We start from the raw sequence: 21940 nt of genomic DNA on the forward strand, positions 1-21940 counted from the left end.
CATGCTTCTCGAGCGCACGATCCAGGCGATTGCAAAGTGGCCATTGACCGACGCAATTCAAAAGGTTGCCAGTCGATTCGTTCCGGTTGCCGCATTGGCGGCTCTCATCCTCGGAATCGCACATTACATTTATCAGCAGAGCAACCATCAATGGTCTCGCGGCATCGAAACCTACATCGTCCTGGAACAGATCAGACGTGCGGAGCGACTGCCCGCGGCTGATCTTGCCTTCCTCGGCGACAGCTCTTGTCTGTTGGGGATTCATGTCCCGACCCTGATGCACGCGTTTCCGGGATCCGATGTCGAGTCGTTCTGCACGATCGGCTTTGTCGGCCCGGATGGTTATGCCGCCATGCTCGACAAGATGATCGCGCGGGGGCGCCAACCCAGGAAGCTGGTCCTGGTGTTCAATCCAATCCAGTACGAGCGCGATCCAAGTTGGAACGAGTGGCCGGGTTTCATCAGGACCGACCGCTTCGAAGTTCCTTCGAGCCTGACGTTTCCAGCCGGCGGTGCCGAATACATTCGGCTGCTGATGGAGCGAGCCGTCTACAATCCGCTTCCAGGCGCGTATGGCGTGTATTATGGCGGCAAGGACCAGTTCATTTCGACCATTTGGAGCGAGCACGGCAGCGCGATCGATCCCAATCGAATGCTCGACATTCCCTCGCTGCAGGCTTTCCGAGCCACCCTGGAAGGGCACGTTCCCTTCAAGCCGACCCCCAAGACGAAGCCGTTCGTGATCAACGCGGAATTCGAGAAGGCGCTAGGCTCCCTGTCGGCAACGCTTTCGAAGCTTGACCGCTCGCAGGTCTACCTTGTGATCGCGCCGGTCAATTCTCTCAATGCCCAAGGCGGCCCGCAGAGCTTTCACGTCGAGGCAGGTGAAAGGATTGCCGCCCTCCTGGGCCTCGAACGATCGCAGTTCCTGGATACCCCGGACGTCATGCTGGATATCCTGTACGCGCGTTATCCGGCGCATTTGCACCGATGGAGCCGGATCATCTACACCGAGCAACTTGCCAAGGCCCTGGCCGACCGCGGAATCCTGCAAGGATCAACCGGTGACTGATCGACAGATCCGGTACGCCTTCCCAACTCCGCGCTCCCGGTCGAGGCTGCGTCGGACTGGCTTACATCCTTGGATCGGATTGCCGATCCGAGCCTGGCGAGACCTCAAGCGGCGGCAGGTTGATCATGCTCTGGAGCACGTCGCCGACCATCGCGAGATGGGTGCCGTGTCCGGCATATTGGCGCTTGAGATCGGCGAGATAGGTGTTGGCGACATTGAGCCGCTGCGCCAGCAGCTTTGCGATCAGCAGCGCGACCCCGGGCTCCTGCTTGAGGAACGAGGCTGCATCCTCGAATTCGTAAATGACCGCGTCGGAGCAGGCCCGCACTGTCGCGGTGTGCGGCTGTCCCAGCAGCACCGACATTTCACCGAGCACCGCGCCGGGCTCGGTGACGGTCGCGACCACCATCTCGCCCTTCAGCACCTCGAGCTTGCCTTGCATCAGCACATAGAGATGGCCGGTGGTGCCGCCCTCGGTGACGACGAGCGTGCCGGCCGTGACCTGCCGCTCCGTTCCGCCGGTGCAATAATCCAGAACTGCGCGCATCTTGCGAAAGCTCCCGTCACGAGAGGACATTAGAGCACGATCCGTGGGAATATGCAGCGGGTTTCGTGCCTGATGCGGCCGCAAGCGAACAGATCGCCTCTCCGTGCCGGGCGTCACACCCGGGAGAGTGAAGGCACCTCCTCCGGGATGATCGCCTGAAGGCCGCCGAAACGACGCTCGCGACCGTGGAATGATGCGAGCGCCTCCGCAAGGTCGCTCGCCTCGAATTCGGGCCACATCCGCTCGGTGAAGTGCAGCTCGGCATAGGCGCCTTCCCACAGCAGGAAATCCGACAGCCGCTTCTCGCCGCTGGTGCGGATGATGAGATCGACGTCGCGCAAGCCGGCCTCGCCGGTGACGAGCTGCGAGAACGCCTCGCGGGTGAGGTTGGTCAGCGCCGCCGCCTTCGCAGCCGCATTGAGGATGGCGTCGCGCGCGGAATAGTCGACGGCGATGCGCAGATGCAGCGTCCTGCCGTGTGCGGTGGCGTCCTCCGCGCGCGCGATCGCCGTGGCGATGCCGTCGGGGAGGCGGTCGCGGCGGCCGATCACGGTGAGGCGCACGCCGTTCTTCACCAGACTCTGCACCTCGTTGCCGAGGTAGAAGCGCAATAGCGTCATCAGCGCGGCGACCTCGGCCTTGGGCCGGCGCCAATTGTCGGCGGAGAAGGCGTAGAGCGTCAGCGTGCCGATGCCCTGCTTGGGCGCGATCTCGACGATGCGACGGATCGCCTCGACGCCGGCTTCGTGGCCGCGCACGCGCGACAGGCCGCGGCGCGTCGCCCACCTTCCGTTGCCGTCCATGATGATGCCGACATGAAGCTTCTCGTTCTGGGACGTGACGTCACTTTGCATTGCAAAGTCTCCGGTCAAAATAGGGGATCAGGTCGAGATGATATTGAGGCGGCCGAGCGGCGGCGCCTCGCGGCCGGCGGCCCTGGCGGCGTCGCGCACCAGGCGCTCGAGCACGGCGAGATAGTCGAGGAAGCGGCGGCGGCCGGCCTTGGTCAGGCGGCAGGTGGTGTGCGGGCGATTGCCTTCATAGCCCTTGGTCACCTCGACGAGGCCGGCCTCCTGAAGCACGGCGAGATGCCGGCTGAGATTGCCGTCAGTGAGGCCGCAGAGCTGCTTGAGATCGGCGAACGCCAGACCCTTGGGATGCGCCATCAGCGAGGTCAGAAGCCCGAGCCTCGCCTTCTCGTGAATCACGCGATCGAGCCCTTCATAGGAAAAGGGCGCGCTGTCAGTCTTCGGCATCATGGTCTCCGGACGCAAAATAAAGGATGGCCGCCATCATCGACTGGCCGATCGCGAAGGGCAGGCCCATGGTCCATGGCGACAGCGTATGGGTCCCGCTCGCCAGCACCACCACAGCAAAGCCCGAAACGAAGTACCAGGCGCCCGCGAGCGCGACGGTGCGCGGCAGCGAGCGCACGGAGGCGAAAATGCCGAGCGACACCAGGATCTGCCACAGGCCGGGCAGGAGCCACAGCGTTTCGGCCGCGAACTTCCACATCACCACCGCGAGCAGGACGCCTGCGACGCCTGCGGGGAGGAACTGCTCGACCGCCTGGTGGATCATGGCGTCGGCGAGGCCCGAATGATGGCGGCGCGAGCGCGCGCGCATCTCGATCCCGATGATCAGGCCGGAAAGGGCAGCGGCAATGAACCAGCCGAAAAAGAAGCCGAGCGGCTCGCTGGTGGGATCGCCAAGCAGCCAGAATTGCAGCATCGCGGTCACGAGCGCGATCGCGCCGGTCGCAGCCATCGTCGCCGGGCCGTAGCCGCGGAACGCGGTGCCGGCCGCGATCTGGCTGCGGATCGCCACGATGTCGGCCAGTGCCTTGTCGAGATCGCGCATCTGCAACGCCAGACCCTCGCTCCACCCAAGCGATCCGGGAACATCTGCCCGGTTACTTTGTATTGCAAAGTATATCGCGTCGCAAAGTAAAGGCAAGCGCGAAAGTCGCTCGAAGGAGACCCGATCCGGATCAACAACTGCCGGTTGCACGCCCCCCGCTCCCACAGATAAGATGCATCCAAAAGCATTTCGGGGGCAGGTATGTGGCTTAAGTCATTTGTCGTTGCAGCTCTGTTGCAGGTGATCGTTGCCGGCATCGCGCATGCGAAAGGACCATTCGGCAGCGTCAATGTCGGCAACTGGATCGGCGGCGCCTTCAGCAATGACGAGACGGGCGCCTTCTCCCATTGCGCGGCGACGACGCCTTATGCGAACGGCATCATCCTCGTCGTGAGCCAAAATGCCGCCGGCACATGGTCGCTCGCCTTTGCGAGTCCCAGCTACCACTTCAACAAGGGCGAGAACGCCGCGATCGACGTGACCTTTGACGGGCAGGAGCAAGCCAGGCTGTTCGCCACGGCGTACCAGCCCAACATGCTCACGGCCATCATGCCGCTCACTGTCGTGCGTACGTTTCAGAAGGCGAGCCTGATGGTGGCGACGGCCGGCCGCGCCGTTCTGAATTTCGATCTGACCTCGACCGGGCCGGTGATCGCCGCATTGGCCAATTGCGTGACCAGGGTGAAAGCCGACGGGCTCGACAAGGCCGGCGACTTTACAAAGGGAGCGGCGAAGCCGGCCGCGACGGCGGAGAAGCAAGGCACGCCTCCTGCCACCAAACCGGGACGGACCGGAACCTTCACCGGCACCGGTTTCGTAGTCAGCCCCAACGGGCACATCGTCACCAATCAACATGTGATCGAAGGCTGCGTCGGGGACATCAAAGGCAATCTCGCCGGTGAAGCCGTGATGGTGCTGCGGGTCGTCTCCAGCGATGCGACCAATGATCTCGCGCTGCTGCAAGCGCCGACGACGGCCACGTTCAGGGATTTTGCGAGGATCCGTGACCGCTCGATGCATTCCGGCGATTCCGTGGTGGCCATCGGCTTTCCCTTGCACGGTTTTCTCACCTCGGACCTGACCGTGACCACGGGCATCGTGAGCTCACTGAGCGGCTACCGCAACCACACCGGACGTCTCCAGATCAGCGCGGCGGTTCAGCCGGGCAATAGCGGTGGCCCGCTGTTCGATATGTCCGGTCAGGTGGCAGGCGTCGTCGTGGCCAAGCTCAACGCTCTCAGCATGATCAAGGTCACCGGACAGCTCACCGAAAACATCAACTTCGCCATCAAGACCGGCGCACTGCGCGACTTCCTCGACAACAGCGTGGTGCCCTACCAGACCGCTGAGCCGAAGGGCGAGCTCAAGACCACCGACATCGCCGGCAACGCGCGTGCCTATACGATGCTGATCTCGTGCACCGGCACGGAGCAGGCGGACGCGAAGCGGTGAGACTGCCAAAACAACCAGCCCCGTCATCCTGAGGTGCGAGCGGCGCGATGCCAGGCATCGCGCCGGGAGCCTCGAAGGATGAACGGCCGGGATGCAGCCGGGCCGTCGCCCTTCGAGGCTCGTCCTGCGGTGCACCGCAGGACGAGCACCTCAGGATGACGGCGAGGGAATGAGCCCAGCGGAGGCGCAGGCTGCGTAGTCCTATGTCGCCCCTCACCCGTGACAGCACGCCCCCTTCGCCTGCGGCTCGTATTGGTCACGCAGCCGCACCCAATCCATCGGATAGGGCAGCCCCTCCTCGTGACGCCCGAGCGGGGTGAGGTCGAGATACTGATAGGCGGTGTTCATCATGTCGAGGCCGCGGGCGAAGCATGAGTAGGTGTGAAAGACCTCGCCGGCCTCGTTGCGGTAGAACACGCTGATGCCGGGCAGCTCGGGGCCGTAGATCGGCGTGGTATCGAAATTGTACAGCGGCTTGCCCGTGGCGATCTGCTCGGGCGAGAACGTCACGCCGTAATCCCGGTTGAAGCCGTTGCTCCCCGAGGAGACCCAGTCGAAGCTCCAGCCCATCCGCGTCTTGAAGGCCTCGAGCTTGGCGACCGGCGCCAGCGACACCGCGACCATGGTGGTGTCGCGCGCGGCCAGATGCGGCACCATGCGCTCAAAACCATCGGCCCAGAACGAGCAGCTCTTGCACGCGGCGTCCCAGTCCGGCGCAAACATCACGTGCTGCACCACGAGCTGCGGGCGTCCCTTGAACAGCTCGCTAAGCGTCACCTTGCCGTTCGGCCCGTCGAAGACGTAGGTCTTGTCGACCTTGACCCAGGGCAATGCGCGGCGCTCCTCGGCGAGCCGCTCGCGCGCCTCCGTCAACTCCTTCTCGTGCGCGAGATGGGCCTTGCGGGCAGCGATCCATTGCTCGCGCGAGACGATCTGATGGTGTTGCATGATATCCTCCTTTTGACAGGGATCAGGCGACGAAGACGTCGAGCTTGTCGAAGAACGAGCTCCAGCCGCGCTGATGGTTGTCGCGTGCGGTCTCGTCGAAGAACTGGGCGTGATGAAAGATCATCAAGGTGCCGGCGCCGTCGGGCTTCAGCGAGATCGTGACCAGCGATTCGCGCTCCGGCGTCGAGTGCCAGGCCCAGCTGAACACCAAGAGCTCGTTCGGCACGACCTCGCGATAGGTGCCGCCGGCCTCGAAATATTCGCCGTCGTCGCTGACGAAGCTGATGCGGTAGCGGCCGCCGGCGCGGACGTCGAGCTCGGCGTCGAGCGTGGCCGGCTTCATGTTCGGCGGGCCGAACCATCGCATCAGCTGCTCGGCTTGCGTCCAGGCGGCATAGACTTTTTCCGGCCGCGCGCGGAGCCGGCGCGTGAGCGTGAGGCTTGGACGTTCGATTGTACGGGGATCGGCGTTGACGGCTGCGTTGGCCATGGGTCGTCCTCCACAAAGGCGGCGAGGCGATCGAGATTGTCGGACCAGAACTGCGCGTAGCGATTGAGCCAGTTCATCGCCTGCTCCATCGGCTGCGCGGTGAGCCGGCAGGAGACGGTGCGCCCGGTCTTCTCCCGCACGATCAGGCCTGCATCCGTCAAAACGTCGAGATGCTTCATGATCGCCGGCAGCGAGATCGAAAACGGCGCGGCCAGCTCGCTCACCGACAGGCTGTCCTTTCCGCCGAGGCGCGCAAGCAGTGCACGCCTGGTCGGATCGGACAGCGCCGCAAAAGTCCGGTCCAGCGTCTCGTCCTGATACTTAACCATGTGGTTTAGTATAGGCGCAAAGCTGAAAGCGTCAAGCGGGAACCCGGTGCGGCTAGTACAGCGAACCGCGCCGCCCGCGTGGCGCCGGCTGTTGCGGCGAGCTTCTCAGGATGAAGCGAGGATTCTCCAGGCAATATCCCTTGCGGCCTGACACGCTAAAGAGGCACTGCTCACGGGTTTGATAGGAGCAGTCGCCGGGATAGCCAAATTCGGAATCAGCGATGCACCAGGGAGAATCCGCCTGCGCCGGGCACGTACCGGCGACCCCGGCAAGGATTATGACGCCGAGCGCCAATTGCGTTTTGCGCATGACCTGACCTCCCGTGCTTACCGCGTGAACGCGCGCCTCGCATAGAGTGAGGTTCCGGGAGGCCTGTTTATTCCAGCGCGACACCCTGGAATCGACGCGATCGCACCCTCGCCACGCAACGAAAGGCACCATCAACCCGTCGGGATTCAGTACGGATTGACGCGCCGTTTGGATCGCGCCGGCGGCCGCGGCTGCTGCATCTGGCCATAAGCGACCAGCGGATTGGGGCCGCAGTACAGCAGCCGGCCCGAGACGCTGGCCAGGCATTGTTCATAGGTGCTGTAGGCGCATTCGCCGGGATAGTCGTATTCCCCGCCCTGGGCGCACCAGGGATAGTCGCGCGCCGCCGCGGGAGTGGCGTCGACGAAACCGGCAAGGACCGTCGCGCCGAGCGCCAGCAGCGCCCATTGCATCTTGCGCATGATCCCAACTCCTCTGTTCACGGCGCGAGATACGGCGCCATCTATCATCAGGTTTCGCCGCGCCGTTTTATTCCGGACTGACGGGGCAAGGCACAAAGAAAAAAGCCCTGCCTTGCGGCAGGGCTGGATTCTGGCCAATCACAAGTTCGCTACTCGACCTTGAGGCCGGCGAACTCGACGACCTTCTTCCACTTCTCGGTCTCGGCCTTGATCTCCTCGCCGAAGGCCTCGGGGGTCTGCACCCGCGGCTCGCCGCCGAGCTCGACCAGGCGCTTGGTCATGTCCGGCTCCTTCATCAGCGTGTTGATCTCGTTGTTGAGCTTGGCGATGATCTCCTTCGGCGTGTTCTTCGGCGCACCCATGCCGAACAGCGCGCTGGCCTCGTAGTCCTTCACGGTCTCGCCGATCGTCGGCACGTCGGGCAGCTGCGCCGAGCGCTCCGCCGTGGTGACGCCGAGCGCGCGCAAGCTGCCGGAGCGGATATGCTGGATGATCGAGGGCATGTTGTCGAAGATCACCTGCACCTGGCCGCCGAGCATGTCGGTGATCGCCGGCGCGGCACCGCGATAGGGCACGTGCTGCATCTTGCAGCCGGTCATCGCCATGAACATCTCGCCGGACAGATGCACCGAGGTGCCGTTGCCCGAGGAGGCCATGTTGACCTTGCCGGGATTGGCCTTCACGTATTCGATGAACTCGGCGACGGTCTTGGCCGGCACGTCCTTGTTGACCGTCATCACGTTCGGCACGCGCTGGAACGAGGCCACCGGCGCGATGTCGCGCACGAAGTTGAACTTGAGGTTGGCGTAGAGCGTTGCGTTGATGTAGTTGGCCGGATTGACCAGTTGCAGCGTGTAGCCGTCGGGCTCRGCATTGATGACGGATTCGGTGCCGATATTGTTGCCGGCGCCCGGCTTGTTCTCGATCACGAATTGCTGGCCGAACTTTTCCGACAGCCGCTGGCCGATCAGCCGCGCCAGGATGTCGGTGGCCCCGCCCGGCGGATAGCCGACCACCCATTTCACCGGGCGAGCCGGATAGTCGGCGGCAAGCGCCTTCGACAGCGGGCTGGCTGCAAGAGGAGTGGCGGCAAGCAGGCCCAGCGCGGTACGGCGAGTGATCATCTCAAGGGTTCTCCCAACGTGTTGTTCTTGAAAGCCAGATATCTTGAAAGCGTCGTCAGCGGCGTTGTAACAAAGCCCGCAGCACGCGGAAAGTGCGCAACTCACATGGCGACGAAAGGATTAGGCATGCCGGTCAAGGTCGAAGCCCTCGATCACCTCGTGATCAACGTCGCCGACGTCGCGGTGACCTGCGAGTGGTATCGCAAGATCCTCGGCATGGAAGTCAAGGTGTTCGAGCCCGGCGGCGGCAAAGCGCCGCGGACTTCGTTGCAATTCGGTAACCAGAAGATCAACGTCCGGCCGCGCGATGCCGACAAGGTGGAGTGGTTCACCGCCGAGCACCAGACTGCCGGCAGCGAGGATCTGTGCTTCCTCACCTCCGCATCGCCCGACGAGGTGGTGGCGCATTTGAAGGCACACGGCGTCGCGATCGAGGAAGGCCCGGTTCCCAAGCAGGGCGCCCGCGGCACGCTGCGCTCGGTCTATTGCAGGGATCCCGACGGCAGCCTGATCGAGATTTCGTCGTACGAGGATTGAGGCGCGCTGATTAGTATTCGTCATTCCGGGGCGGTGCGTCAGCACCGAACTATGGTGCGCGGTTGCGCACCTGAGAATCTCGAGATTCCGGGTTCAGCCCTGCGGGCTGCCCCGGAATGACAAGGCAGACATTTGCTCCCCGCGCCATCCAATGGCAAAAAGACTCCCGGCAACTTAAGCAGCCGCCCTCAAGAACAGGCTGCACGGGAGGACACATGCCGAATTCGCAAGCACCGGCCGGAATCGTCGGCCCGTTCGCAGGGCTCGACGTGCCCTGGCTGCTCAGGATGCGCGCCGAGGTCCGCAGCTCGCATCCGTTCCTGATCTGGGCGCCGTTCGATGCGCCGGCGCGGCATTGGAGCTATGGCGAGTTTCACGAGCGGGTCGGCGCGCTGGCCGCGGGGCTGGCCAAGCGCGGCGTCAGGCCCGGCGAATATGTGCTCATTCACCTGGACAATTGCATCGAGGCGATGCTCGCCTGGTTTGCCTGCGTCGAACTCGGCGCCATCGCGGTGACCACCAACACCCGCTCGGCGCCGGCCGAGATGGAATATTTCGCGGATCATTGCGGCGCCGTCGCCGCGATCACGCAGCCGGCCTATGCGGAGACCATCGCCAGACACTGCCGCAATCTGCGCTGGATGGCGGTGACGTCGCATGACGCGGGCGCGGCGCCTGCGCAAGCGGTTTCACGCGGCGACAGTTTCGAGGCGCTGTTTGCCGACAGCGCGGACCGTCCCAGGCGCGCGGCCGATCCGCTCGCGCCGTGCAGCGTGCAATACACTTCGGGCACGACATCGCGCCCGAAGGCGGTGCTGTGGACCCATGCCAACGCGCTGTGGGGCGCCAAGATCAACGCCGCGCATGAGGACCTTCACGCGGGCGACGTGCACCAGACCTATCTGCCGCTGTTCCACACCAATGCGCTGGCCTATTCCATGCTGGCGACGCTGTGGGTCGGCGCATCCTGCGTGATCCAGCCGCGCTTCTCGGCGAGCCGGTTCTGGCGCACGGCGCGCGAGCACGGCTCGACCTGGACCTCGACCATCCCCTTCTGCATGAAGGCGCTGCTCGAGCAGGAGATCCCGACAGACCACAAATTCCGCCTGTGGGGCACCGCGATCAACGAGCCGCCGGCCTTCGCCGCCTTCGGCGTCAAGATCATCGGCTGGTGGGGCATGACCGAGACCATCACCCACGGCATCGTCGGCGAGGTCGACCAGCCCAACATTCCGATGTCGATCGGCCGCGCGGCGCCGGAATATCAGATCCGCATCACCGACGACGACGGACGGCCGACCGAGGTCGGCGACACCGGCAACCTTTCGATCAAGGGCATTGCCGGCCTGTCGCTGTTCGCCGAATATCTGCACAACGAAACGGCGACGCGCGAGAGTTTTGACGCGCACGGTTTCTTCGTCACCGGCGACCGCATCACGCGGCTGGAGAACGGCTACCTGAGGTTCGGCGACCGCGCCAAGGACATGCTGAAGGTCGGCGGCGAGAACGTCGCGGCCTCCGAGATCGAGCAGGTGATCGCGCTCGTCCCCGGCGTGCGCGAGGCGGCAGTGGTCGCCAAGAAACATCCGATGCTGGACGAGGTGCCGGTGGTCTTCATCATCCCGCATGGCGGCGTCGCCGGCGCGCCGCCCGATCTGCACGACGCCGTGATGGCCGCCTGCCGCAAGGGCCTCGCCGACTTCAAGCTGCCGCGCGAGATCCACCTCGTCGACGACATGCCGCGCTCGACGCTGGAGAAGGTGGCGAAGGCGGAGCTAAGGAAGATGGTGGGGTGATCTTGTAGGGTGGGTTAGCCGAAGGCGTAACCCACCTCTTTGGTATCCGCGGAGACAGAAGTGGTGGGTTACGCGCGCTAACCCACCCTACGGCACCGTCGTCAAAACGATCCCAGCGCCACCGGGCGGAACGCCTGCAACAGCTGCTGATCGAGCTTGCCGCCCATGCCTTCCATCATCGAGAAGGCGCGGGAGTGGGTGAAGGGCATGCGGTAGGCGCGCTTCTCCACCAATGCGGCGTAGATGTCGACGATGGTGGTGAGCCGCACGATGTCGCTGATCTGGTTCGACGACAGCCCGTTGGGATAGCCGCTGCCGTCGAGGAATTCGTGGTGGTGCAGCACCACATCCAACATCTCCGGCGGGAAACCGCCTTGCGCTGCGAGCGCGTCGTAGCCCCGGCGCGGATGCTGGCGGACCTCTGCCATCTCCTCGTCGGTGAGCTTGCCCGGCTTGTCCAGCAGCACAGACGGAACGAAGGCCTTGCCGACGTCGTGCAGCAGCGCAGCGCGGGTCAGCCGGCGCTGATCGTCCTCGCGCATGCCCAGATGCTGCGAGAAGGAGACCGCAAAGCCGGTGACGAACAGGCAGTGACGATAGCTGCCGACATGGTGGCAGCCGACGGTGGTAAGCCACTCGCGCAGCGAGGAGTGCTTGATCGCCTTCAGGATCTTGCTCTCGGCCGCGATGACGTCGTCGAAGGTCAGCGGCACGCCGAGCGGCAGCTTCTCGAACATCTTCTTCAGCACCGCATGCGCCGCCTCGACGCCGCGGTTGAGCGTCTTGCCGCGATCGGTAGCATCATAGGTGGCGGTATCGGGGAAGGCGGCGCGGATGCGCTGGAGAATGGCGTCGGGCTGAAGCGGCCGCGAGATGGTGTCGGTCGCGCCGAGCGCCCAGGCCTGCATGGTGCCGTGATGCAAGGCGTCCGCAAGCACGAACAGCCGCGGCATCGCACGATAGGCGTCGCCGCGCAGCTTGTTGCGAACCCGCTGCACGCTCTCGGGCGAGCGCAGGTTGATGTCGACCACGAGACCGGAGAGATCGCGCGCGGGCGTCTCGGGGATCTCCTGGGTCGTCACCGTCGCGACGTCGCCCACGGCCTTCAAAATGCTGGCGAGCTCACTGCTCTCGTCGCTCCGATCGGAGGCGAGCAGAAGCCGGCGTTTGGCGGCTGGTTTGGCTGAGGCGTTCATGGCTTCCCCAAGAGCAACGGAAGAAGAGCAACGGAAGAGCACGGGACTGAGGTGCGTCAGCCTAAGCCGGATCAGGTTCTCCGGCCCTTAAGAGGCGTGCTCAATGGAACCCTGCGGAATTACGCGCAATTTTACGGATCCCGCCGCGCGCAGCGGTTCCAGTCAAAAATGGCGAAAACAACCCCATGCACAGTAGAACGGCCATTGATGACAAAGGGGAATTTAGGGCGCTGTCCGCCCCGCCCGCCGCCGTCATCGCCCCGGCTTGACCGGGCGATCCAGTACTCCGAGACGGCGCGGCTAGAACCGAGAAGCCGCGGCGTACTGGATGCCCCGCCTTCGCGGCGCATGACAGTGAGATTGTGGAGGCGGCCCCCAAAACAAATCCGCCGGAGGTTGGCCCCCCGGCGGATCATCTTATTCAGCAATCGCAACCAGCCTCACGCCTTCATCGCACCCTTCACGGCTTCGGCCGTGATCGGCAAGGCCCGCACGCGGGCGCCGGAGGCGTTGAAGATGGCGTTGCCGATGGCAGGCGCGACCACCGTCACCGCTGGCTCGCCGACGCCGGTGGCCTTCTCGCCATTGGCGATCACGGCGATCGCGACCTCGGGCACCTGGCTCATGCGCAAGGGCGTGTAGCTGTCGAAATTGGTCTGCTCGATGCCACCGTCCTTCAGCGTCGCCTTCTCGTACATCGCCAGCGACAGGCCCCACAGCGCCGCGCCCTCGACCTGGGCACGGATGTTGTCGGGATGCACCTGGGTGCCGACGTCGGTTGCGACCGTGAGCTTCTTCACGGTCACCTCGCCCGAGGGCGCCACCGCGACATGGGCGACACACGCCGTCCAGCTCGCGGTCGCGCGTTCCTGCGACGACACGCAGGCGACGCCCATGCCTTCGCCTTTCGGCAGTTGCCTGGTGCCGTAGCCGGACAGCCCCATCGCGGCGAGCAGCGTGTTGCGTAAGCGCTGCGCGCCGCCGTCGTTCTTGCCCTTGCCGTCGAGCAACGCGATGCGGAACTGCGCCGGGTCCTTGCCGGCCGCAACCGCGATCTCGTCGATCATGCTTTCGACCGCCCAGAAGGTCCAGCCGGGCGCCACYGAGCGAAGCTGCCCGGACGGCGTTGCGTTGTGCGCCATCTCGTTCTTGATCGCCCGCACATGATGGTTGGGCACGGTGTAGAAGAAATCCGCACCGTTCACCGTGAAGGAATCGAGCGGGCCCTTCTTGTCGACCGAGGGCGTCAGGAAATCGGGGATTCCCCAGCGCGCAGTCGGCCAGGCCGAGACCACGTCGTGGCTGAGCGCGACGAGCTTGCCGTCGCCGTCCACGCCGGCCTTGACCTTTTGATAGGTGAGCGGACGCGAGAAATCCATCGTCATGTCGTTTTCGCGCGTGTAGATCACCTTCACCGGCTTGCCGATCGCCTTCGCCGCCTGCACCGCCGGAATCATCATGTCGGCATCGAGCCTGCGGCCGAAACCGCCGCCGAGCCACATCTGGTGCATCACCACGAACTTCGGATCGATTCCGGCTGCACCCGCCGCGATCGCGCCGGAGCGTGTCGCGAACTGGTTGCCGGAATAGATGTGCAGGATCTCGCCCTTGAACTCCGCCGTGGCGTTCATCGGCTCCATCGGCGCGTGGATGTTGATGCTGGTGGTGTACTCCGCCTCCAGCACTTTCGCGGCCGAGCCGAAGGCGGCTGCGGGATCGCCGTCCTTGACGAAGAACTGGCCGGAATCCTCCAGCTTCTGAAGCCGCTTGGCTTCGTCGAGCAGCGACTCGCTCGACAGCTTTGCGTTGGGACCGCCGTCATAGGCGATCTTCAGCGCCGCAGCTGCCTTCTTGGCGTTGGTATAGGTGGAGGCCACCGCGACGACCCACCCGGATGTGGTGCCGGTCTTGTCGTCGAGGGTGACGGCCTTGATGAAGCCCGGCACCTTCTTCGCAGCCGAGTCGTCGACCGACTTCACCGTGGCGCCGAAGCGCACCGGCGGCGTCACCACCGCGCCATAGGCCATGCCCGGCAGCATCACGTCGATGCCGTACTTGGCCGTGCCGTTGGTCTTGGCGGGGATGTCGAGCTGCGGCACCGACACGCCGATCATGGTGTACTGGTCCGGCGTCTTCAGCTTGATCGCCTTCAGCTCGTCCGGCGTGAAGGTCTTGGTCGCCTTGCCGCTCTTGACGATGTCGGCGAAGCTCATCTGCTTCTTCGACTTCGGATGCGAGATCACGGAATCGCGCACCACGAGCTCGCCGGCCGGCACGCCCATCGCGGCGGCCGCGCCTTCGGTCAAGGCCATCCGTCCGGCGGCGCCGGCCCGGCTCATCGCGTCAAAATTCATCATGGTCGACCAGCTGCCGCCGGTGATCTGCGCACCCAGCACGGGGTCGTTGAACTTCGGATCGTTGGAGGCGAGCGCAACGCGCATGTCGCTCCATTTCGCCCCGAGCTCTTCGGCCACGATCTGCGCCATGGTGGAGGCGATGTGCTGGCCCATATCGGCCTTGCCGCAGGTCACGGTGACCAAACCGTCCGGCGCAATCGCGTACCAGACGCTCGGCTCGAAGTTTGAAGGCGCAGCAAGCGCCTCACCAATGCCGGGCACGCCGGCATAGCCGAGCACGAGACCGGTCGCGGCGGTGCCGACGAGGAACGAGCGGCGACTGAGATCGGTCGTCTCGGGGGTCACGTTGTTCACGTGCTTATTCATGTGGACCTCCGCTCATTGCCGGAGGCGGACGCAGTGCGCATCTCGGTCGCGGCACGCATGATCGCCTTCTGGATCCGCGAATAGGTCATGCAACGGCAGAGATTGCCGTCCATATGCGCCACGACATCTTCCTTGGTCGGATTGGGATTCTTCGCAAGCAGCGAAGCCGCCTGCATGATCTGCCCGGACTGGCAGTAGCCGCATTGCGGAACCTGCTCGGCGATCCACGCCTTCTGCAAGGGATGATCGCCCTTGGCGGCAAGGCCTTCGATGGTGGTGATCTTCTTGCCGGCGACATCGCCGACCATGGTCTGGCACGAGCGCACGGCTTCGCCGTTGACGTGCACGGTGCAGGCACCGCACAGGCCTGCACCGCAGCCGAACTTGGTGCCGGTCATCTGCAATTGCTCGCGGATCGCCCAGAGGAGCGGCGTGTCGTTCGCCGCATCCACGGACATACTCCGCCCGTTGATGGTGAGAGTTGGCATAGGCGTCTTCCCTTGCCGGTGCATGAAGCCGCTTACGGCGGCAACTTGTAGCGGACGCCCACCGGACTGGCGGCCGCCTTGGCCGCAAGAATGATCGGGTTCAGCCGTTGAGGCAAACGCAATTTGGAATCGATCGAAACAAAGATGACGCCTGCTTGTTGTGCATTGCGACAACGGCGTTGATGCAGCGACTGAACGCAACAGACAGCGCGTCAAGCATGCATGCCATGGCGGCACGGCGGTTTCTTCGAGGTTACTTGGCGCGCTAGAGTGTGGCGAAGTGAAGTGGAGCTAACCGCCGACGCAGACGTCCTTGGGAGAGGGTGCAGCGGCGTCGTGGTTAGAGTGAATGAGAAAAGGCGGGAAACAATGCCAAGGATCAATCGAGACGGCGTCGGGATTTATTACGAAGTCCACGGCGATGGTCCGCCGCTGCTGCTCACCCACGGCTATTCCTCGACCTCGGCGATGTGGCACGGCCAGATCGACGCGCTCGCGAAGATCCACAGACTGGTGCTGTGGGACATGCGCGGCCATGGCCAGTCCGATTATCCGGACGATCCCGCGGCATACAGCGAGGCACTCACCGTTGGCGACATGGCGGCCATCCTCGACGCGATCGGCACTGAGCGTGCCATCATCGGCGGTCTCTCGCTCGGCGGCTACATGTCGCTCGCCTTCACCCGCGCGCATCCGCAAGCCACCCGCGCACTGCTGATCATCGACACCGGGCCCGGCTTCAAGAAGGACGACGCGCGCGATGCCTGGAACGCGCGTGCGCTCGCCACTGCCGACAGATTTGATCGCGAAGGCCTCGATGTGCTGAAGGCGGCGACGCGCGAGCGCGCGACCGCGAGCCATCGCAACGCCAGGGGACTGGCGCTGGCCGCACGCGGCATGCTGACCCAGCGCGATGCGCGCGTCATCGAGCTCTTGCCCGACATCAAGGTGCCGTCGCTGATCGTGGTCGGCGCCGACGACACGCCGTTCCTGGCGGCGTCCGACTACATGGCGGCAAAAATCCCCGGCGCACAAAAGGTCGTGATCCCCGCGGCCGGACACGCCGTCAACATCGATCAGCCGCAGGCTTTTGTTGACGCGGTGCTGCCTTTCCTGAAGAACTTGCCGGAATAGGCCAGACAGGGGCGTGGACGATGAAGCAGGCGATGTTGGCCGCGAGCGCAATGGTGGCGCTTCTCTCGATGCCGGCGCAGGCCGAACCGTTCGGTGGGACGCCGCCGCGCCGGCCCTTCGTCGAGACCCTCTCGAACAACACGCCGCTCGCCTTCGGCATGGACGCCGGGCAGACGGCACGCGCCCTCGGGCAACCCCTGCAATATGTCCGCGGACGTCCCGGCAACGAGGTCTACCTCGCCCTGCGCAACATCGGCGGCAGCGGACTGATCCCTTACCGTCATCGCCTGTTCCTGCAATTCCGCCACGGACGGCTGGCGGGGTGGAAGGAAGACTACGGCGAGAACTGGATGTGGGAGTGAGAGCGGCCACATAGCCGCCTCCCCTCATCCTGAGGAGCTTGCAAAGCAAGCCTCTCGAAGGATGAAGGCCACGCTGAAGCATCACGGCCTCTATCCTTCGAGACGCGCGCAAGGGCGCGCTCCTCAGGATGAGGGGAGAGAGCGAGACTCCAGATCAACACTCAACCAAGAAGGACAACCCGCGTGGGACAGGACATCAAACTGACGGCCTCCGACAATTTTGCGCTTGGCGCCTATCGCGCCGATCCGAGTGGCGCGCCGAAGGGCGCGGTGGTGGTGATCCAGGAGATTTTTGGGGTCAATCACCACATTCGCTCGGTCTGCGACCGCCTCGCCAAGGAGGGCTATGTCGCGATCGCGCCGTCGATCTTCGACCGCACCGCGCCCAACTTCCAGTCGGGCTATTCGCCCGATGAGGTCGCGGAAGCGCGCAAGTTCGTCGCCAATCCGGACTGGGCGGCGATGCTGCGCGACACCCAGGCCGCGATCGATGCGGTGAAGAATGTCGGCCCCGTCGGCATCATCGGCTTCTGTCTCGGCGGCAGCGTCGCCTTTGTCGCGGCAACGCGGTTGTCCGGGCTGAAAGCCGCGATCGGCTATTATGGCGGCGCGGTCGTGCGCTTCGCCGACGAGACGCCGAAAATGCCGACGCAACTGCATTTCGGCGAGAAGGATTCCGGCATCCCGCTGACCGACGTCGAGACCGTCAAGGCGAAGCGGCCCGACGTCGAGGTCTTCGTCTATCCGGGCGCCCAACACGGCTTCCATTGCGACGAGCGCGCGAGCTACGACAAGGCCAGCGCCGACATCGCCTGGCCGCGCAGCATGGCGTTCTTCGCGACGCATTTGAAATAAGGCGCACATCTCTCTTCCGTCATTCCGGGATGCGCCGCGAAGCGGTGCAGGCCCGGAATCCATAACCACGAACTGGGGTTATGGATTCCGGGCTCGCGCTACGCACGCCCCGGAATGACGAGGGGAGAGGTTTGCGCCCCTCAAAGCGGAAACCGGGTGGCTGTTGCCTGGCACCCGGCGCTAGAGCTGGTCATCAAGCCAACTCACGCCGGAGATCGTCATGCAGCAAGCCATCACGCACCTCGTCATTCGCAATCCGTTCGGAGCCATGGACGTCCCCGAGCCCAACGATCGCGAAGTGATGGACTACGCCGCGACCGCCACGCTGGCCGGCGACGCAGCCGACGGCAATGCGGCTCATTGGGCGGCGATCCCCGCGCCCGATCCGCTCGAGGGCACGTGGCTAAGCCGCTGGAATGGCGGCGCCGATCCGACCATTGCCGGCGATGCGCCGGAGAAATGGAAGCAGGGCCGCGCGGACGTGCGGCTCGTGGGCGAGCGGCTCTACTTGCGGTTCGACTGGGACGATGGCCGCCGGCACGGCCTCATCGACGCAAGACGCGACGGCGCGGGTCGGCTGGTCGGCAAATACATCAACCTGACCACGCCCGCGATCACGCGGCCCTGGGTCGGGGTCGTGGTCGATGCCGCGCGGATAGACGGGTGTTTTCCGAATGGGCGGCTTGATTTCAGGAGATGAGGTGGGGATGTAGCGCGCGCTCCTCTCACGCCGTCATTCCGGGGCGCGCGTAGCGCGAGCCCGGAATCTCGAGATTCTCAGGTGCGCAACCGCGCACCATAGTTCGATGCTGGCGCATCGCCCCGGAATGACGGCGTGAAGTAGATTTAAAACCAGCGCTCGCCGACGAACACGGTGTCGCCGGGGCTTAAGGGCGTGCCGAGCGGCACCACGGCGCGCATCGCGCCGCCGGCTTCGGTGTGCGTCACGGTGACCACGTCGCGCTTGGCGCGCGGCGAGAAGCCGCCGGCGATCGCGACCGCGCTTTCGACCGTCATGTTCGGCACGTAGGGATATTGGCCGGGCGCGGACACTTCGCCGAGAATGAAGAACGGACGGTAGGCGTCGATCTCCACCGCCACGGAGGGCTCGCGGATATAGCCGTTGCGCAGCCGTGCGCCGATTTCGCCGGCGAGCCCCGCCGTGGTGCGGCCGCGCGCCGGCACCGCGCCGATCAGCGGCATGGTGATCGAACCGCCGGCATCGATGGCGTAGCTGTTGGTGAGACCTTCCTGGCCGTAGACCACGACGCGGAGCTTGTCGCCGGCATCGAGATGATAGGAGGCGTCGTAACGGCCCGGCCCCGCCATCGGCGCGGCGTAGCCGACAGCCATGGGCGCGGGCGCCGAAGCAAAGGAATTGCGCAGCGCGCCGATGGCGCCGCCACCGTCGGCAACGACAACCGGCTGCGGGGCGCTGTAGGGCTGGCCATAGGCCATGGAGTCGAGATCGGCGCGCGGCTGCATCACCGCGACGGGGCCAGCGGTCTGCATGCAGCCGCCGAGGGCAAGCGTGGCGGACGCTGCCAAGGACGCTGACAAGATCGACCATCGAAACGCGCGTGCAACCGGCACCGGAGCCATCCCTCGAAACGAGACAGCTCAAGTGATGCACCGGGTATGGTTAATAAAGCGTTGAGGGGAGCTTGGTCGCTGCGAGCAACGGCCACAGTGCGCTCCCTCTCCCGCTTGCGGGAGAGGGCTGGGGAGAGGGTGTCTCCACAACGGGATAGTCCCCCAGAGGAKAGAGCCCTCACCCGGCGCGCGGGACGATGCTTCGCATCGCCCGGAACGYGCCGACCTCTCCCGCAAGCGGGAGAGGTGCAGCGAGTCCGGAGCTGGCCTACGCGCTCACGCCCACGCCGCTCGGGCACGACACGCCGGTGCCGCCGAGGCCGCAATAGCCGGCCGGATTCTTCGCCAGATATTGCTGATGATAGTCCTCGGCGAAGTAGAACGCGCCGGCGGGCGCGATCTCGGTGGTGATGGCACCGAGGCCTTTTGCAGCGAGCGCCTTTTGATAGAGCGCTTTCGATTGCTCGGCCGCCTTCAGTTGCGCATCGGAATACGTGTAGATCGCGCTGCGGTACTGCGTGCCGACGTCGTTGCCCTGGCGCATGCCCTGCGTCGGGTTGTGGCTCTCCCAGAACGTCTTCAAGAGCTTCTCGTAGGAGATCTTCTTCGGATCGAACACGACCAGCACCACTTCGGTGTGGCCGGTGCGGCCCGAACAGGTCTCTTCATAGGTCGGGTTCGGCGTGTGACCGCCGGCATAGCCGACGGCGGTGGTGTAAACGCCATCGCCGAGCTCCCAGAACTTGCGCTCGGCACCCCAGAAGCAGCCGAGCCCGAACACGGCCTGCTCGAGGCCCGCGGGATAAGGCGGTTGCAGCTTCGCGCCGTTGACGAAATGGGTGGTCGCAGTCGGAATGGCCTGCGCACGGCCCGGCAGCGCTTCCGCGGCGCTCGGCAATGCGGTGGTCTTGCGCATGAACAGCATGGGTCGGATCTCCGAAACGAGCTGTCAGCCGCCCAAGTCGATAGCCTGAGTCGATAGGCTGAGCTAGGCGCTCGGGCGGCGTGCTCGCGATCAAGTGGGAATATAGGCTTTTACGCAGCAAGGGGCAGCCCTGTTACGCCGCCGATTGCGCGCAAGGCTCAGTCGCGGGAATAGCCGATCAGGGGTTTCCGCGGGCGGAACAGGATCATCAGGAGGATGCCCAGAATACCGAGGACGGCGAAAACCGGCTGATCCAGCACAAGGCGGATCACGGAGGTCCAGAGCCAGGGCGCCTTGGCCTCGACCCAGGTCCGAAACGCCGACTGGCTGGCCTGGTTGATGTCGTTCCAGAACTGGCCGAACCGGGTGAACCGCAGGGTTTGATCGGCGACCCAGCGGGCGCCGTCATAGACCATGAAGATGAAACCGCCTGCGAGCAGCAACAGCCCAATCAGTCGAAAAAAGCCGCGGATCATGCCCCACCTTATATGATCATCCGACCGGACGACCCTTAAATCGTCGCCAGCCAATAGCCGGGAGACGGCAGAAATTCAACCTCATCAGGGCGTTACGGCCCTCATCCAGGCCGCTCAAGGCCTGTTTTCCGGGCCTTGAAAGCGTTGACGGTGCCGCAGACCCCCTCTATAAGGGCGCCAACTGGCGGCGGGCGCAATCCTGCCGCCGCTGTTCTTTGAGCAGTTGCAGGCTCTTTTGAGTTTGAGCCTCAGAGACGGCCGCAAGGCTGTCGCTCATGTTCCAGGAACGGCCTTGAACCGAACACCCTAAATCCGAGCGTCGATTACGCGGTCAAGCAGCCGGCGCCACCCGATCAAGACGCGACCGGTTACCGCAGAGGACATTTGAGACCATGGCCAACACCACTTCCGCCAAGAAAGCGACGCGCAAGATCGCCCGCCGCACCGCCGTCAACAAGTCGCGCCGCACCCAGATGCGCGGCGCCGTGCGCACCGTCGAGGAAGCCATCAAGACCGGCGATCGCGCCGCCGCGCTGAAGGCGATGGCGAATGCCGAGCCCGCCCTGATGCGCGCCGCGCAGCGCAACATCGTTCACAAGAACAATGCCAGCCGCAAAGTCTCGCGGCTCACCGCGCAGATCGCCAAGCTCGCCAAGTAAACTCGCGACGTGATCTGACAGCTAAGCTGACAAGTCAGCTGGCGACGTCATCGATCGATTCCTCGATGATCGCGATCATCAATCAGCCCGGCATCATGCCGGGCTTTTTTGTTGCCTGTCACTATCCACGCTTGCGTTCGTTGGGGCGACCAATCTTCCGTTGGAAGACTCGCGTCGCTGTCATAATCTTCGTTCCGTAGTTTTACTTGGCGCTTTGCTCGGCGGTGATTTTGCCATCGCGGAAACTTTCACCGCATTGCGAAAAGCCCTGCGGGACGGGCACAAATGCAATTGCTGCGCAAGAAGGTTCTGCACACCGTAGATTCACTGGAGTGCATCTTGCAGTGGAGTTACCCTGCGAAACGAGACTCAAAAAGCGATGCGTCGATAATCACTTATCCACATAGCGACGCCAAGCATTTGGAAAATGAGGTCACGCGGCACTCGCGTGACGCTTTTGTAAAATATTTTTGGCCGCCGTTCGGGAAATGTCACACAACGCGTCGCGCTCTCGATTCTACACGCTGATTCAAAAACTTGCTCTCAAGCCTGTGAACAACTCACGCGGGGCGTTAACGCAGATCAAGTTTTTTGATGCCTCAAGTGTGAATCAATTCCGTTGCGAGTCTTTCCGCTTAGTGA

Annotated in this window: 25 protein-coding genes; 9 read left to right on the forward strand and 16 right to left on the reverse strand. The window is 64.3% G+C overall.

Annotated features, from left to right (window positions below):
- Window position 1: 1 nt before the first annotated feature.
- Entirely contained in the window at window positions 2-1072 is a 1071-nt protein-coding gene (locus ACXJL8_RS01165; RefSeq protein WP_456618442.1) for a hypothetical protein, read from the forward strand.
- A gap of 61 nt (window positions 1073-1133) precedes the next feature.
- Here the strand turns inward: ACXJL8_RS01165 and ACXJL8_RS01170 are convergent, their stop codons facing one another.
- The 4 genes from ACXJL8_RS01170 to ACXJL8_RS01185 all read right to left on the reverse strand — a co-directional run bounded on the left by ACXJL8_RS01170 (window position 1134) and on the right by ACXJL8_RS01185 (window position 3479).
- A complete protein-coding gene (locus tag ACXJL8_RS01170; protein WP_456618443.1) occupies window positions 1134-1619 on the reverse strand; it encodes a Crp/Fnr family transcriptional regulator in 486 nt (161 codons plus the stop codon).
- A gap of 113 nt (window positions 1620-1732) precedes the next feature.
- Complete coding sequence (locus ACXJL8_RS01175; protein WP_456618444.1) at window positions 1733-2473, reverse strand: di-trans,poly-cis-decaprenylcistransferase; 741 nt, start codon at window positions 2471-2473, stop codon at window positions 1733-1735.
- Between the two features lie 27 nt (window positions 2474-2500).
- Window positions 2501-2875, reverse strand: coding sequence for a transcriptional regulator (locus ACXJL8_RS01180; RefSeq protein WP_456618445.1), 375 nt, complete (start codon window positions 2873-2875; stop codon window positions 2501-2503).
- A complete protein-coding gene (locus tag ACXJL8_RS01185) occupies window positions 2862-3479 on the reverse strand; it encodes a hypothetical protein (protein ID WP_456618446.1) in 618 nt (205 codons plus the stop codon). Before ACXJL8_RS01185 ends, ACXJL8_RS01180 begins: the two co-directional genes overlap by 14 nt.
- A 201-nt stretch (window positions 3480-3680) precedes the next feature.
- Here ACXJL8_RS01185 and ACXJL8_RS01190 point away from each other — a divergent pair, with 201 nt between their 5' ends.
- Window positions 3681-4931 carry a S1C family serine protease gene (locus ACXJL8_RS01190; RefSeq protein ID WP_456618447.1) on the forward strand — a complete coding sequence of 417 codons (1251 nt, stop codon included), beginning with the start codon at window positions 3681-3683 and terminating at the stop codon, window positions 4929-4931.
- Between the two features lie 213 nt (window positions 4932-5144).
- Here ACXJL8_RS01190 and ACXJL8_RS01195 read toward each other — a convergent pair whose 3' ends face one another.
- The 6 genes from ACXJL8_RS01195 to ACXJL8_RS01220 all read right to left on the reverse strand — a co-directional run bounded on the left by ACXJL8_RS01195 (window position 5145) and on the right by ACXJL8_RS01220 (window position 8554).
- Window positions 5145-5879 (reverse strand): DUF899 domain-containing protein, encoded by a 735-nt coding sequence (locus ACXJL8_RS01195; RefSeq protein ID WP_456618448.1) that lies wholly within the window; start codon window positions 5877-5879, stop codon window positions 5145-5147.
- A 22-nt stretch (window positions 5880-5901) separates the two neighbouring features.
- Window positions 5902-6246 carry an SRPBCC family protein gene (locus ACXJL8_RS01200; protein WP_456618449.1) on the reverse strand — a complete coding sequence of 115 codons (345 nt, stop codon included), beginning with the start codon at window positions 6244-6246 and terminating at the stop codon, window positions 5902-5904.
- Window positions 6246-6698: an ArsR/SmtB family transcription factor gene (locus ACXJL8_RS01205; protein ID WP_456618450.1), complete on the reverse strand. Its 453-nt coding sequence runs from the start codon at window positions 6696-6698 to the stop codon at window positions 6246-6248. Before ACXJL8_RS01205 ends, ACXJL8_RS01200 begins: the two co-directional genes overlap by 1 nt.
- A gap of 52 nt (window positions 6699-6750) precedes the next feature.
- Complete coding sequence (locus ACXJL8_RS01210) at window positions 6751-7008, reverse strand: DUF3551 domain-containing protein (protein ID WP_456618451.1); 258 nt, start codon at window positions 7006-7008, stop codon at window positions 6751-6753.
- A gap of 146 nt (window positions 7009-7154) precedes the next feature.
- On the reverse strand, window positions 7155-7430 hold the full coding sequence (locus ACXJL8_RS01215; RefSeq protein ID WP_456684498.1) for a DUF3551 domain-containing protein: 276 nt from the start codon (window positions 7428-7430) through the stop codon (window positions 7155-7157).
- A 149-nt stretch (window positions 7431-7579) separates the two neighbouring features.
- Window positions 7580-8554: a Bug family tripartite tricarboxylate transporter substrate binding protein gene (locus ACXJL8_RS01220; RefSeq protein ID WP_456618453.1), complete on the reverse strand. Its 975-nt coding sequence runs from the start codon at window positions 8552-8554 to the stop codon at window positions 7580-7582.
- 126 nt (window positions 8555-8680) lie between these two features.
- Between ACXJL8_RS01220 and ACXJL8_RS01225 the strand changes: the two genes are divergently transcribed.
- Together ACXJL8_RS01225 and ACXJL8_RS01230 are read left to right on the forward strand one after the other, a co-directional pair.
- Complete coding sequence (locus ACXJL8_RS01225; RefSeq protein ID WP_456618454.1) at window positions 8681-9091, forward strand: VOC family protein; 411 nt, start codon at window positions 8681-8683, stop codon at window positions 9089-9091.
- 215 nt (window positions 9092-9306) lie between these two features.
- Window positions 9307-10887: an AMP-binding protein gene (locus ACXJL8_RS01230; RefSeq protein WP_456618455.1), complete on the forward strand. Its 1581-nt coding sequence runs from the start codon at window positions 9307-9309 to the stop codon at window positions 10885-10887.
- A 101-nt stretch (window positions 10888-10988) separates the two neighbouring features.
- Here ACXJL8_RS01230 and ACXJL8_RS01235 read toward each other — a convergent pair whose 3' ends face one another.
- The 3 genes from ACXJL8_RS01235 to ACXJL8_RS01245 form a co-directional block, all read right to left on the reverse strand.
- On the reverse strand, window positions 10989-12083 hold the full coding sequence (locus ACXJL8_RS01235; RefSeq protein ID WP_456618456.1) for an HD-GYP domain-containing protein: 1095 nt from the start codon (window positions 12081-12083) through the stop codon (window positions 10989-10991).
- Between the two features lie 440 nt (window positions 12084-12523).
- Window positions 12524-14806 (reverse strand): molybdopterin cofactor-binding domain-containing protein, encoded by a 2283-nt coding sequence (locus tag ACXJL8_RS01240; RefSeq protein WP_456618457.1) that lies wholly within the window; start codon window positions 14804-14806, stop codon window positions 12524-12526.
- Window positions 14803-15294: a (2Fe-2S)-binding protein gene (locus ACXJL8_RS01245; RefSeq protein WP_456618458.1), complete on the reverse strand. Its 492-nt coding sequence runs from the start codon at window positions 15292-15294 to the stop codon at window positions 14803-14805. The genes ACXJL8_RS01240 and ACXJL8_RS01245 overlap by 4 nt, the downstream gene beginning before the upstream one ends.
- Before the next feature lie 369 nt (window positions 15295-15663).
- On the opposite strand from ACXJL8_RS01245, the gene ACXJL8_RS01250 reads away from it, so the two are divergent.
- The 4 genes from ACXJL8_RS01250 to ACXJL8_RS01265 all read left to right on the forward strand — a co-directional run bounded on the left by ACXJL8_RS01250 (window position 15664) and on the right by ACXJL8_RS01265 (window position 18345).
- The gene (locus tag ACXJL8_RS01250; RefSeq protein ID WP_456618459.1) at window positions 15664-16428 is read left to right on the forward strand and encodes an alpha/beta fold hydrolase; all 765 of its coding nucleotides are present in this window, start codon (window positions 15664-15666) and stop codon (window positions 16426-16428) included.
- Window positions 16429-16448: 20 nt separating this feature from the next.
- Complete coding sequence (locus ACXJL8_RS01255; RefSeq protein WP_456618460.1) at window positions 16449-16790, forward strand: hypothetical protein; 342 nt, start codon at window positions 16449-16451, stop codon at window positions 16788-16790.
- 183 nt (window positions 16791-16973) lie between these two features.
- Complete coding sequence (locus ACXJL8_RS01260; RefSeq protein WP_456618461.1) at window positions 16974-17645, forward strand: dienelactone hydrolase family protein; 672 nt, start codon at window positions 16974-16976, stop codon at window positions 17643-17645.
- 220 nt (window positions 17646-17865) lie between these two features.
- A complete protein-coding gene (locus tag ACXJL8_RS01265; protein ID WP_456618462.1) occupies window positions 17866-18345 on the forward strand; it encodes a hypothetical protein in 480 nt (159 codons plus the stop codon).
- Between the two features lie 146 nt (window positions 18346-18491).
- Here the strand turns inward: ACXJL8_RS01265 and ACXJL8_RS01270 are convergent, their stop codons facing one another.
- From ACXJL8_RS01270 to ACXJL8_RS01280, 3 genes are all read right to left on the reverse strand, one after another.
- Window positions 18492-19238: a polysaccharide biosynthesis/export family protein gene (locus ACXJL8_RS01270; RefSeq protein WP_456618463.1), complete on the reverse strand. Its 747-nt coding sequence runs from the start codon at window positions 19236-19238 to the stop codon at window positions 18492-18494.
- A 268-nt stretch (window positions 19239-19506) separates the two neighbouring features.
- A complete protein-coding gene (msrA, locus tag ACXJL8_RS01275; protein WP_456618464.1) occupies window positions 19507-20163 on the reverse strand; it encodes a peptide-methionine (S)-S-oxide reductase MsrA in 657 nt (218 codons plus the stop codon).
- 158 nt (window positions 20164-20321) lie between these two features.
- Window positions 20322-20639 (reverse strand): hypothetical protein, encoded by a 318-nt coding sequence (locus tag ACXJL8_RS01280; protein ID WP_027563964.1) that lies wholly within the window; start codon window positions 20637-20639, stop codon window positions 20322-20324.
- 392 nt (window positions 20640-21031) lie between these two features.
- Here ACXJL8_RS01280 and rpsT point away from each other — a divergent pair, with 392 nt between their 5' ends.
- Window positions 21032-21298, forward strand: coding sequence for a 30S ribosomal protein S20 (gene rpsT / locus ACXJL8_RS01285; protein ID WP_354224559.1), 267 nt, complete (start codon window positions 21032-21034; stop codon window positions 21296-21298).
- Window positions 21299-21940: the final 642 nt, after the last annotated feature.

The organism is Bradyrhizobium sp. P5_C11_2 (assembly GCF_054049755.1).

Bases quoted from the DNA above. Each gene is read 5' to 3' on its own strand.
- ACXJL8_RS01165 (WP_456618442.1), top strand. From the start codon at position 2: ATGCTTCTCGAGCGCACGATCCAGGCGATTGCAAAGTGGCCATTGACC.
- ACXJL8_RS01170 (WP_456618443.1), bottom strand. From the start codon at position 1,619: ATGCGCGCAGTTCTGGATTATTGCACCGGCGGAACGGAGCGGCAGGTC.
- ACXJL8_RS01175 (WP_456618444.1), bottom strand. From the start codon at position 2,473: ATGCAAAGTGACGTCACGTCCCAGAACGAGAAGCTTCATGTCGGCATC.
- ACXJL8_RS01180 (WP_456618445.1), bottom strand. From the start codon at position 2,875: ATGCCGAAGACTGACAGCGCGCCCTTTTCCTATGAAGGGCTCGATCGC.
- ACXJL8_RS01185 (WP_456618446.1), bottom strand. From the start codon at position 3,479: ATGCGCGATCTCGACAAGGCACTGGCCGACATCGTGGCGATCCGCAGC.
- ACXJL8_RS01190 (WP_456618447.1), top strand. From the start codon at position 3,681: ATGTGGCTTAAGTCATTTGTCGTTGCAGCTCTGTTGCAGGTGATCGTT.
- ACXJL8_RS01195 (WP_456618448.1), bottom strand. From the start codon at position 5,879: ATGCAACACCATCAGATCGTCTCGCGCGAGCAATGGATCGCTGCCCGC.
- ACXJL8_RS01200 (WP_456618449.1), bottom strand. From the start codon at position 6,246: ATGCGATGGTTCGGCCCGCCGAACATGAAGCCGGCCACGCTCGACGCC.
- ACXJL8_RS01205 (WP_456618450.1), bottom strand. From the start codon at position 6,698: ATGGTTAAGTATCAGGACGAGACGCTGGACCGGACTTTTGCGGCGCTG.
- ACXJL8_RS01210 (WP_456618451.1), bottom strand. From the start codon at position 7,008: ATGCGCAAAACGCAATTGGCGCTCGGCGTCATAATCCTTGCCGGGGTC.
- ACXJL8_RS01215 (WP_456684498.1), bottom strand. From the start codon at position 7,430: ATGCGCAAGATGCAATGGGCGCTGCTGGCGCTCGGCGCGACGGTCCTT.
- ACXJL8_RS01225 (WP_456618454.1), top strand. From the start codon at position 8,681: ATGCCGGTCAAGGTCGAAGCCCTCGATCACCTCGTGATCAACGTCGCC.
- ACXJL8_RS01230 (WP_456618455.1), top strand. From the start codon at position 9,307: ATGCCGAATTCGCAAGCACCGGCCGGAATCGTCGGCCCGTTCGCAGGG.
- ACXJL8_RS01235 (WP_456618456.1), bottom strand. From the start codon at position 12,083: ATGAACGCCTCAGCCAAACCAGCCGCCAAACGCCGGCTTCTGCTCGCC.
- ACXJL8_RS01245 (WP_456618458.1), bottom strand. From the start codon at position 15,294: ATGCCAACTCTCACCATCAACGGGCGGAGTATGTCCGTGGATGCGGCG.
- ACXJL8_RS01250 (WP_456618459.1), top strand. From the start codon at position 15,664: ATGCCAAGGATCAATCGAGACGGCGTCGGGATTTATTACGAAGTCCAC.
- ACXJL8_RS01255 (WP_456618460.1), top strand. From the start codon at position 16,449: ATGAAGCAGGCGATGTTGGCCGCGAGCGCAATGGTGGCGCTTCTCTCG.
- ACXJL8_RS01265 (WP_456618462.1), top strand. From the start codon at position 17,866: ATGCAGCAAGCCATCACGCACCTCGTCATTCGCAATCCGTTCGGAGCC.
- msrA (WP_456618464.1), bottom strand. From the start codon at position 20,163: ATGCTGTTCATGCGCAAGACCACCGCATTGCCGAGCGCCGCGGAAGCG.
- ACXJL8_RS01280 (WP_027563964.1), bottom strand. From the start codon at position 20,639: ATGATCCGCGGCTTTTTTCGACTGATTGGGCTGTTGCTGCTCGCAGGC.
- rpsT (WP_354224559.1), top strand. From the start codon at position 21,032: ATGGCCAACACCACTTCCGCCAAGAAAGCGACGCGCAAGATCGCCCGC.